Raw genomic sequence first — 10,679 nt, forward strand, 5'->3', positions numbered from 1 at the left:
TAGTGCAGTTCCGTCAGACCCTGATGTGCGACTTCGCGTTGAAATAAACCTTCAGGAATCACGCCGGTCACTTCGCAACCGGCGGCCAGTGCACTGTCGGCAACCACGCCCATCAGACCGGTGTTACTGCCGCCATAAACAATACCAATACCGGCTTCAGCCAGTGTTCTGGCCACAGCAGCAGCAGCCTGTGCGTATTTTTTGTCGTTGCCGCGGCGGGAACCACAGTAAATCGCGACACGTTTCATTTGAGTCTCCTGAAGCGGTAAAAACCAACAGTATACTCCGATTAGGCGATGACGGTGGGGGGCGCGATGATTCTCACCGGCTCAGACTGATGCTGCGGCAAAAAAAAGCGCCCGCAGGCGCCGAAGGGAAAGTGGAATATCAGAACAGTTGCAGCACCAGAGCGGCCGGTTCGCAGTGATCTTTTTCTTTCAGATCGTTTTTCTGTTTGGCCTGATCCGATTTAATCGAGGTATAGCTGCTGGGTGAGCCTTTGCAGATGGTCAGGCCCAGTACGTTATTGTCGGTTTTAACGAACAGATTCATGTTCACCAGTCCGCGGGTACGCGAGCGCAGATGGATTTTTTTCTGTGAAATGGTGAATGAACGCAGACCGTCTTTGGCGGTGATGTTCATATTCTCGCCAGCCGGTGCGTTAACGAACACTGCGTCGTCACGAATTTCGATGCTGGTCCAGTTGGAGTCAGTCTCAAACTCCAGTTCATAGACCTTATAGTCTGCCGGTTTGTCTTTTTCCGCCGTGGCGGCCATCAGGTTGCAGGCGAATGTGGCCAGCACTGCTGTAACAAAAACTTTGATCATGTTGTACCTTCCGTGGATTGCGGATGGTGAATGGATAATGAAAAAGAGGGCTTTGCCGTAACAAAGCCCTCTTAGTTATATAGTTCACACTTCTTATATCGTCAAAGAAGGTAAGCAAAAAAACGTTACAAATGGGTCTCCGCGTATTCTGCCAGAATGGATCGTGGTGAACCTTCCAGATGCACAGTAGCGCCATGACTGAACTCTTTAAAACGTTCAATCAGGTAGGTCAGACCGGAGCTGATAGGGTTCAGGTATGGGGTATCGATCTGCGCAAGGTTACCCAGACAGATGACCTTACTGCCGGCCCCGGCACGGGTGATGATGGTTTTCATCTGGTGTGGGGTCAGGTTCTGGCATTCGTCGATCAGAATCAGACTCTGCTGGAAACTGCGGCCACGGATGTAGTTCAGGGATTTAAACTGCAGTGGGACTTTCTGCAGAATGTAGTCGACGCTGCTGGTGGCGTTTTCATCCTCGTTATGCAGCGCTTCAAGGTTATCGGTAATGGCGCCCAGCCAGGGTTCCATTTTCTCCGCTTCGGTACCGGGCAGGTAGCCGATGTCTTCATCCAGTCCGCGGGTCGAGCGGGTGGCGATAATGCGTTTGAACTGACGGCTGGCGACGGTCATTTCAATGGCGGCTGCCAGAGCCAGAATGGTTTTACCTGAACCGGCCTGACCGGAGAGTGTCACCAGATGCACATCCGGGTCGAGCAGCAGATACAGCGCCAGCGCCTGCGGAATATCACGCGGGGTTAAGCCCCAGGCGGTCTGTGACATCAGCTGATCGACCGGCAGGTCCTGCAGTACGGCGCTGTACTCTTCCAGTGCGACAACACGCCCGACGAAGCCTTTTTCGTCAACAATAAAGCGGTTTACACACAGGTCTTCCGGCAGATTCACCAGCGGAATGCGGTGGAAGGTGCCGGTTTCATCGTGGAAAGTTTCTACCTCAGCCTGAGTTTCCCAGAAGGAATCAACAAAGGTGTGGTAACCGGTTTCCAGCAGGGACACGTCGTCCAGCAGCTGGTCGTTCTGATAATCCTGGGCGCCGATGCCACAACCGCGGGCTTTCAGACGCATATTGATGTCTTTGGTGATCAGAACCACTTCACGCCGTGGATTTTTTTCCTGCAGGCACACTAAGCCGTTGATGATTTTATTGTCGTTGAGGTGCTCGGGCAGCGAGCGGTTGGGGTTATCAAAGGTGTCGAGCAGAATCGACAGGTGACCACGGATTGAACCATCTGGGCGGATAATCGGTACGCCCTTAGCCACTTCGGTCGGTGACGCATCGCCGATGATTTTATCGATTTTACGGATGGCTTCGCGGCAATCCGTAGCGATGGCGGCTTTCCCCATTTTTAATTTATCCAACTCTTCCAGAACGGTCATCGGAATGACGACCTGATGCTCTTCAAAATTCAGGATCGCAGCAGGATCGTGAATCAGAACATTCGTATCCAGAACATACAGCTTGGTGTTGGTTTTCAGTGCGGCCATATAAGCACTCCTGATAGCAGGTTAGGCTGAGTATTTTTTGTGGACAGGAATTCATGCCAGAGCGGTTCTCCGGACACAGGCAGGGCATGGTCTGCGGTGTGTTTATTTACAGGTGAAGTTGAGGTGTTCAGTGGTCGTGCGGGGGGTAAATCGGGGCGGTAAGAGGTTCCGGCGTCAGCGCTCGTGATGAGCTTCGCCTGATGTCGCTTGGCATATTCACACAGATCCTTGCCGGACCTGCATGATCTGCCAGTCTGTGACAGATGCGTTGTCGGCAACAACAACCCTCCTCCGTGGGTTACTCCAGAGGCGTTTCCGCCTATGAGGTATCTCTGAACCTTGTGTTACCCATTCCGGGTGATTCAGAAGTACTTCTACTATGAACACATGAAAGCTTCCTGCCAAGTCTTTGTTGGCGGGTCACAAATTGTTCATATTGTCTGTGCAGCTCTCTTTTTCAGCCCCGCAGCCGGGCCAGATACTGGGCGATATCCGGCAGCAGTTGCAGGTAAACACCAAGGCGGCTGAGCAGGACGACGCGGTCTTTCTGCAACAGTTGCTGACGCGCCTGTTGCACTGTCTGAGTCAGCAGGCGTCGGGCGCGCAGGCGGTTGATGCCCCATTCAATACCGGGTGCCAGTAGTGGCGAGAGCACAATCACCGAGGCGAGTCCGGTACCTATGCCTGCCCAGCTGACCCAGCCGGGAACGCCGAACCAACTGGCCCAGAATGCCCCCCACCAGGTCTGCTGACCGATATACACGGAAGTTGCCAGGGTGCTCCCCAGACTGGCAGCACTGCTCACCAGTGCCTTATCTCCGAGCACGCGACCACTGAGCATAATGGTCAGCGCCAGCAGCGCTTCGCGCATCCCCTCACCGGGCAGGTGCAGGCGTTGCAGCTGGTGGTTTACGTATTGTTCAAAATCGGCCCGCTGTGCCGCGGTTAATGGCTGCTGGCTGAGGTCCGGGCCGCTGCGGCGTATCACGTCTTCGCAATAAGCCTGCAGTGTCTGTTCAAGGGCTGGCAGATTGAGGAGTTCTGTTTCAATGATGGTGCGCAGCTCGCTTTCCTTGCCGCTGGGCAAAGGATTGCCGCTGCGGCGCAGCAGGGTATTGCCAACCAGGCGGGGCAACAGCAGCAGGTCGCGGGGAATGTCTTTACGGTGCCGCCAGTGGCGGGCTGCGACCCCGCGCATGCTGGAAAAATGGATACGGTACACATCGTCGACCCGCAGCTCTGCCAGATTGAAATGCTGTTCAATCAGTGCGGCTAAGCGTTGTTCATGATCCGCTGCGGTGATGGCTGGCAGCAGGCCTGACGGCTCCGGGGTTTGGCACATATTAACCTTTTGAAACACGCTGATTGACTCTATTGTCGCAGGCCTCATGGCTTTCCGGACAAGGGCCATCGTCAGCGACAGGATACACTGTCAGGCGCCAACAATAACAATAAATGACTCACCTCCTGGGGGTACTATGTCTGCCATCCGCCGGCCGTTTTCTTTCTGGCCTGTCAGCCGTTTGCTGCTGATTATTACTGCGCTTTCTTTTGTTTCAGGATGCTCAACCATCTACCGCACCACAGGCTGGTTCGCGTATGACTTCACTGAAGACTATGCCATTCCCTATTCGCTGAAAGGCAACGATCCGCAGATGGCCTGTGGGCTGGCGACCGCCATGACACCGGCGCTGATGTCGTTTACTGAGCTGACCTATACGCCTGATCGTGCGGCAGTCAGCATGTACATGATGGCCGGTTCCTGTGCGGAAGAAAAAGCCCATGAAGAAGCGCTGAGTTATCTGCGCGCGTTTAAAGCGCAGAACGTCAGCGAAGCCAAAGACGCGCGCATCCGCGAAAAGCGTCAGTTTGCTGTGGCCGCGCAGCGCCAGTATCAGGCCTACCGGCATATGGTGGCGGAATTTGGTGAACCGGGAGAAAGTTGCCCGGAGCTGGACCGCGATCAGGAGATTTTCTGGGTGCTGGGTTCGCTGGCGGGTATGCAGGCGGTGATGAGTGATCTGCGTTCGCAGAATTCGGTTAACGTACCGAAAGACATCGCCATGAAAACCGTGCGTGGTATTCAGTGTGTCGACAATCAGCGCTGGTGGGGATTACCCCAGGCATTGCAGGCTGGCCTGTGGGTGATGATGCCGGACACGGCACCGCAGGGCATGGATCCATGGCAGCAGCTGGCCGATGCCAGCCGCCTGGCGAACGCTTCGGGTGTACGTATGGCGCATGCCATTGAAGTCGTCATTGCCGACGGCTCAGGCAATACCGCGCAGTTGAAAGATGCTATCCGCCGCCACGCCGATTCCTTGCAGAGCGTATCGCCAAAAGCGGAATACCGCATGATGGATATTATGGCCAGCCGCCAGATTCTGGCGGTCTCTGATCGTTTATGGACAGAAGCAACGGGTTCCCGCACACCACTGGGCGGGTTGGGGACTTTCTGGGATGACGCACCGGCAGCCACCGGTGGTCTGGATATCGACGATCTGCTGGGAGAGTGATCATGCTGCATTATTGTTCAAAGAGTTTTATCCGCCTGATTACCTGCAGCACGTTGCTGCTGTCGGTCACACAACTGCAGGCTCTGGAAAAACGCACCTTCTGTGTTTATGACCCACTGGGCGCCAATGGCACTTTGTTTGGTATGAGTAAGGATTATCAGACTGCCGCGCTGGAGTGGGGCGTGGATTTTTATCTGCGTGCCTATACCGATGAAAAAATCGCCATTGATGATTTTAAGGCAGAGCAATGCGACGGCATGCTGATCACCGGTTCCCGTGCGCGGCCATTTAATCAGTTTGCGGCAACGGTGGAAGCCATTGGTGCGGTGCCGGATGATGATGTGATGCGTAAAGCCATTGCCACTGTGTCTTCACCAAAGGCAGCGAAGTTTATGGTGGAAGGCCGTTATGAAGTGGGCGGTATGCTGCCGGCAGGCCCTATTTATCTGTTCGTCCGTGACCGCAGTGTGGACTCTGTGGAAGAGTTGTCCGGTAAACGTATCGCTACGTTTGAATACGATGAACCGTCCATAAAAATGGTGAACCATGTCGGTGCGGCGGTGGTGCCGGCCAATTCGGCTAACTTTTCCGGCAAGTTCAATAACGGCAGCGTCGATGCCGCTTATGCGCCGGCACTGGCCTATAAGCCACTGGAAATGTACAAAGGGCTGGGCGACAAAGGCGGTATTATGAAATTCAATCTCGCATATCTGGATTTTCAGATCATTCTGCATAAAGACCGTTTTCCGCCAGGTTATGGCCAGCAGTCGCGTTCTAAAGTGGCGTCGTACTTTGATCGCGCGCTGGCGCTTATCCGGAAAGACGAAGCCGCCATTGATACAAAATACTGGATGATACTCAGTGACGCCGATTACCAAAAATACCAGCAGATGCTGCGCAATGTGCGTATTGCGTTGCGTGAAGAGGGCGTCTATCACCCGGTTACCCTCCGGCTGTTAAGAAAACTTCGCTGCGCTGAAAATGCGGCAGCGGCAGAGTGCGTGGAACAGCTGGAATAAGCACAATAAATTTTTACTGCGGAATTAATGCCGCAGTGAAGCGAACAACGTCAGAATGCAAACATAAACAGCTGCAGAAAAATAACGACAATAATTAACGACAATAAATAAAGACAGCTGATAACAATCGAAAAATAAAAAAAGCAGATGCATCAGTGTGCTTAATAATTCGCATAGGGTAATCTGCAGATGAGGTATTTCATGGAGCAGACAGTCCGCCTGGGCAACCGCAGTGCCTATGAATGGGTGGCTGCATTGCCGGCTTTTCTGGTGCTGGTTTTTGTGGTTATTCTCAATACCAGTCATGCCCTGCATGCACAGCTGTTGCAGCTGGGCGAAAATATCTGGGACGGCTATTTTCAGTTACGCAATGACCCGGTCGCGCCTGTCTGTAATCCGGCCATGGATATCGACAGTGAACTGGCGCGACTGATCCGTGAAGCAAATACTCAGGATGACGACTGGGATCTGTTTGAGGCCGAACCGGCAGATCCGCAGATAATGCGCCAGTCTTTGTTGGCCGCTCAAACCCAGTGTGTGCAGCAACACGAATTTTACAGCCAGACTTCACAGCGGATTACGCCTGCGGTTCAGGTATTCCGCACGCTGGAAAAAAGCATCGCCTCCTTCGGTGAGTTTGGTCTGACGGCGCAACGTATTATGCTGGCGGTGCTGGTGCTGATCTGTGGTATGACAGCACTGTTCCGCCGCCATCATATTGCTATCCGTCCTATGATCACCGCTATGGACTATCGCGTTGCGGCAACAGCGCAATTGGTTGCCAGCGCTATTCTGTTTTATTCCGTATACAGCTTTCGTGAAGTAGCGTTCAGTGCCGGTGTGGATGTGTCGTTACAGCACAGTATTCTGCACAATCTCTGGATTGCGGGATTCGGCAGTATCTTATTACTGAGTGTGTATCAGTTTCTGTTTATTCCCAAAGATGCAGAACCCGGAGGCAGCTTTTTAAAGGCGCAATTGTCGGTGCCTTTGTACGCCACCATGTGCATCATTTCCGGCGGCTATTTTATTGCCACCGGGCATACGGCAGGGATTGGTATTTATCTCAATCAGATGATGGAGCTGTCGCAGCTGTTCCTCAATGTCGGCCTGTACGTATGGATTGGCATGCTGCTGAAGCGCACAGAACTGGCGCAGGTGGTATTCAATATTTTCCGTCCATTTAAAATGGCACCGGAACTACTGGCCGTCGTCGTGGTTGCCATTGCCGCAATTCCGACCGCTTACACAGGTGCGTCCGGTATCTTCGTGATTGCGGTAGGCGGTCTGATTTATGCGGAATTACGCCGTGCCGGTGCGCGTCGGCAGCTGGCGCTGGCGGCAACCGCCATGTCCGGATCCTTAGGTGTGGTGTTACGTCCCTGTCTGCTGGTAGTGATTATTGCCGCACTGAATAATGAGGTAACCACGGATCAGCTATTTGGCTGGGGCGTGAAAGTATTTCTGCTGACGACTGTGCTGTTTGCCGGAATACCCCTGCTGACTGGCCGCAACAGCATCCGTATGGAAAAGCCCACCGTCGCCTTGCCGGAATTTATTCAGGCACTGAAACCTCTGATTCCCTATATCGTGATTATCGGCCTGACGCTGGCAGTTTATGGTCTGGCCTTAAACGCCTGGCTGGATGAATTTTCCGCGCCGTTTATTCTGCCGGTGTTGCTGCTGGTGATTCTGATTTATGAGCGTGCTGCGCAGGAAAAGGGGCTGCTAAAACGTGAAAATATAAACATTGAATACGTAGAAAACCGGCTGGAGAAATCCTGGGATGATCTGCGTGATGGCAATGACTCCATTGAGAAAACCATCCGCGAAGCAACCACAGAAACCACCGGACATATCGGTGCCTTACTGATGCTGATGGGATTGTCGGTGAGTATTGGTGGTGTGGTTGAACGCGCGGAACTGATGAGTATGGTGCCGACCACGTTTGAATCCGTATGGCTGGCGATGGCCTTACTGGTCGCCCTGCTAGTGGTGATCGGTATGGTGATGGACCCTTACGGCGCGGTCATTCTGGTCAGTGCCACCATCGCCTCCATTGCCTATGACAGCGGTATTCATCCAGTGCATTTCTGGATGGTCACCCTGGTTGCTTTTGAGCTGGGATATCTCAGTCCGCCGGTGGCGCTGAATCATCTGTTGACCCGGCAGGTGGTCGGGGAAGAAGAGGTGCGTCTGGCGAAAGAGGAAACGGCGGGGATGAGCTTCTGGTATCGCTATGAGCGTATTCTTCTGCCGCTGCTTACCATGGCTATTGCGCTGGCGATCGTCGCATTTGTGCCGCTGCTGATCAGTGAGCTGTAGTATTGATGGTTAGTACTGATGGTTTAGCATTGATGATTTAGTGCTGATACTGCAGAGCTGAGGGCCGGGTTTAAAGGAGAGCTGAGGGCTGCCTGGCATTTATTAAAAAAACCGATCTCAGAGCCCGGATTTTAAAGCCAGAGCCCCAGCCCGGTCGGCAACTAACCGACCGGACTGCAGCCAGGAATTACTGAACGTTCAAAGTGACTTCAGTGCAGCTGAATCTTAACGCTGGTGCCCGGCCCGAACGACACATCACGGATCACCACATCGCCCATATGATGGCCTTCGGTGCCAGCAACCCGGATATTACGGAAAGCAATCTGGCGGATACGGGTTGGCATCTGGATATCCAGCGAGCCGTCGGCGTTAATGGTGGTACGCGGGCCTGGTTCGTATTCCACCCCTGTGACTTCCATATCCGCATCGAGCAGGTTGGTGCCGGGAATCAGCGACGCCGCCAGCCCTTCCAGTGTGGTAATGGCGGTATCTTCATCCGAACTGAATGCGTTATTAGCATCTGAACCGCCGTTAGCGCTGCCGTTACCACTGTTCGTGCTGACGATATCCAGCATCCGCTCATAGGTATCGGTAACACCACGGGCTGTGATTGCGGATAAATCACTTTCTGACAGGCGCTGCATGCCACTGCGGCTGTTGATCATCTGTTCGGCGACATCGATATTGTCATCACTGATGCTGCTGGCATTCGCCATAAATGGCTGAAATGGGCCAACCAGCATGGCGGTAAAAGCGGCTACCAGGCGGTAGCGGGATTGCTTACGCAGCGCACTGTGCAGCTGTTTCTCCGTCAGCCAGCCTTTCTGCAGCAGTACTTCACCCAGACGTTTCCCTTCCGCAGACTGAATCGTCAGTGCTTCATCCAGCTGCTGGCGGGTAATAAATCCTTTATGTATCAGCAGAGTACCGAGACGGGACTTCTGCTGTATGTCCTGGCGTTTGTTCATAGCGTGACCTTTTCATTATTGTTATTCAGAGTCATATCCCATGCTGCCTGAGCCGGACAGACGGAACAAGCAACGGGAATCCCTGTATAACCCGACCTTCGCCGCACAGTCTTTGGGCTAATCGCGCCGTTTGATCTGCTAAATGGCTGTTCAATAAACTGAGTATAGAAGGCACACAGCAGTTCGCCGGGTGATGCGCTGCCTGTCTGGATAACAAGCTGACGAATAAGGTCTGGGGCCTGATTTATCGGGTTGCCTGCGCCATTCGCCGGGCAGATTGATGAACGGCTACATAACTCTGTTCCCACAGAGGATTTTGCCCACGGGTCATGGACCCCTATAATGTCGCCCCAATAAAACAGATTGCCTGTATCGACAGGCCATAACACATCGTATTCCGGAGACGCATTCGTATGAGCGAAGCACGCCACGTTAAGTTACTTATCCTTGGTTCAGGCCCGGCGGGCTACACCGCAGCGGTATATGCCGCGCGGGCAAACCTCAATCCGGTGATGATTACCGGTATGCAGATGGGTGGCCAGCTGACCACCACCACGGAAGTCGATAACTGGCCGGGTGATGTGGCAGGCGTACAGGGTCCTGAGCTGATGGACCGTATGAAAGCCCATGCCGAGCGTTTTGATACCGAAATCGTGTTCGATCAGATCAACGAAGTAGAACTGACCCAGCGTCCGTTCCGCCTGAAAGGTGACACTGGTGAATACACCTGTGATGCACTGATCATCGCTACCGGTGCCAGCGCCAAGTACCTGGGGCTGGACAGCGAAGAAGCGTTCAAAGGTAAGGGTGTTTCCGCCTGTGCGACCTGTGACGGATTCTTCTACCGCAAAAAGCCAGTCGCTGTGATCGGTGGTGGCAACACCGCTGTGGAAGAAGCGCTGTACCTGTCCAACATTGCGTCTGAAGTGATTGTGGTTCACCGTCGCGACAGCTTCCGCTCTGAAAAAATTCTGGCTGATAAGCTGATGGATAAAGCCGCCAACGGCAACGTGACCATTCACTGGAACAGCGAGCTGGAAGAAGTGCTGGGCGACGATATGGGCGTGACCGGTATGCGCATCAAAGACCGTGACAGCGGCGAAAGCAAAGACATCGCCGTGGATGGTGTGTTTGTGGCCATCGGTCATGCGCCGAACACAGGTATTTTTGAAGGCCAGCTGGACATGGAAGGCGGTTACCTGAAAGTGCAGAGCGGCTCCCACGGCAATGCGACTCAGACCAGCGTTGAAGGTGTGTTCGCGGCCGGAGACGTTTCTGACCACATTTACCGTCAGGCGATTACCTCTGCCGGCACCGGCTGTATGGCGGCGCTGGACGCAGAGCGTTATCTGGATAACCTGAAATAAGGCATCACTGTCTGTTCAGCAAAGCCCCGCAACAGCGCAATGCTGTTCACTTAAGCAGAGCAGCATTGCGATTCACCGGATAACGGGTTTTGCTTATCTTCACCATTCGAGGTCAGCTCGGCCTCGGGTTCTTTCTGTCCAGAAATAAATT

9 protein-coding genes are annotated in these 10,679 nt (G+C 53.6%); 4 read left to right on the forward strand and 5 right to left on the reverse strand.

Annotated features, from left to right (window positions below):
• The 4 genes from B2Z72_RS15370 to B2Z72_RS15385 all read right to left on the reverse strand — a co-directional run.
• On the reverse strand, positions 1-248 hold a 248-nt coding region (locus tag B2Z72_RS15370), incomplete at its 3' end, for an LOG family protein (RefSeq protein ID WP_414716707.1).
• Between the two features lie 139 nt (positions 249-387).
• Positions 388-828, reverse strand: a complete 441-nt coding sequence (locus B2Z72_RS15375; protein WP_296986172.1) for a hypothetical protein — start codon at positions 826-828, stop codon at positions 388-390.
• Positions 829-953: 125 nt separating this feature from the next.
• Positions 954-2,333: a PhoH family protein gene (locus B2Z72_RS15380; protein ID WP_296986174.1), complete on the reverse strand. Its 1,380-nt coding sequence runs from the start codon at positions 2,331-2,333 to the stop codon at positions 954-956.
• Between the two features lie 457 nt (positions 2,334-2,790).
• Entirely contained in the window at positions 2,791-3,675 is an 885-nt protein-coding gene (locus B2Z72_RS15385) for a hypothetical protein (RefSeq protein WP_296986176.1), read from the reverse strand.
• 136 nt (positions 3,676-3,811) lie between these two features.
• On the opposite strand from B2Z72_RS15385, the gene B2Z72_RS15390 reads away from it, so the two are divergent.
• The 3 genes from B2Z72_RS15390 to B2Z72_RS15400 all read left to right on the forward strand — a co-directional run bounded on the left by B2Z72_RS15390 (position 3,812) and on the right by B2Z72_RS15400 (position 8,193).
• Positions 3,812-4,849: a hypothetical protein gene (locus B2Z72_RS15390; RefSeq protein ID WP_297005240.1), complete on the forward strand. Its 1,038-nt coding sequence runs from the start codon at positions 3,812-3,814 to the stop codon at positions 4,847-4,849.
• Between the two features lie 2 nt (positions 4,850-4,851).
• Positions 4,852-5,868 (forward strand): putative solute-binding protein, encoded by a 1,017-nt coding sequence (locus B2Z72_RS15395; RefSeq protein ID WP_296986180.1) that lies wholly within the window; start codon positions 4,852-4,854, stop codon positions 5,866-5,868.
• A gap of 201 nt (positions 5,869-6,069) precedes the next feature.
• Positions 6,070-8,193, forward strand: coding sequence for a TRAP transporter large permease subunit (locus tag B2Z72_RS15400; protein ID WP_296986182.1), 2,124 nt, complete (start codon positions 6,070-6,072; stop codon positions 8,191-8,193).
• 209 nt (positions 8,194-8,402) lie between these two features.
• On the opposite strand, the gene B2Z72_RS15405 is transcribed toward B2Z72_RS15400, so the two are convergent.
• Positions 8,403-9,161 (reverse strand): hypothetical protein, encoded by a 759-nt coding sequence (locus B2Z72_RS15405; protein WP_296986184.1) that lies wholly within the window; start codon positions 9,159-9,161, stop codon positions 8,403-8,405.
• Positions 9,162-9,574: 413 nt separating this feature from the next.
• On the opposite strand from B2Z72_RS15405, the gene trxB reads away from it, so the two are divergent.
• On the forward strand, positions 9,575-10,528 hold the full coding sequence (gene trxB / locus B2Z72_RS15410; RefSeq protein ID WP_297005244.1) for a thioredoxin-disulfide reductase: 954 nt from the start codon (positions 9,575-9,577) through the stop codon (positions 10,526-10,528).
• The last annotated feature ends 151 nt before the right edge of the window (positions 10,529-10,679 follow it).

This window comes from Thalassolituus sp. UBA6592 (assembly GCF_002433655.1).
In the GTDB taxonomy this organism is placed as follows: domain Bacteria; phylum Pseudomonadota; class Gammaproteobacteria; order Pseudomonadales; family Oceanobacteraceae; genus Venatoribacter.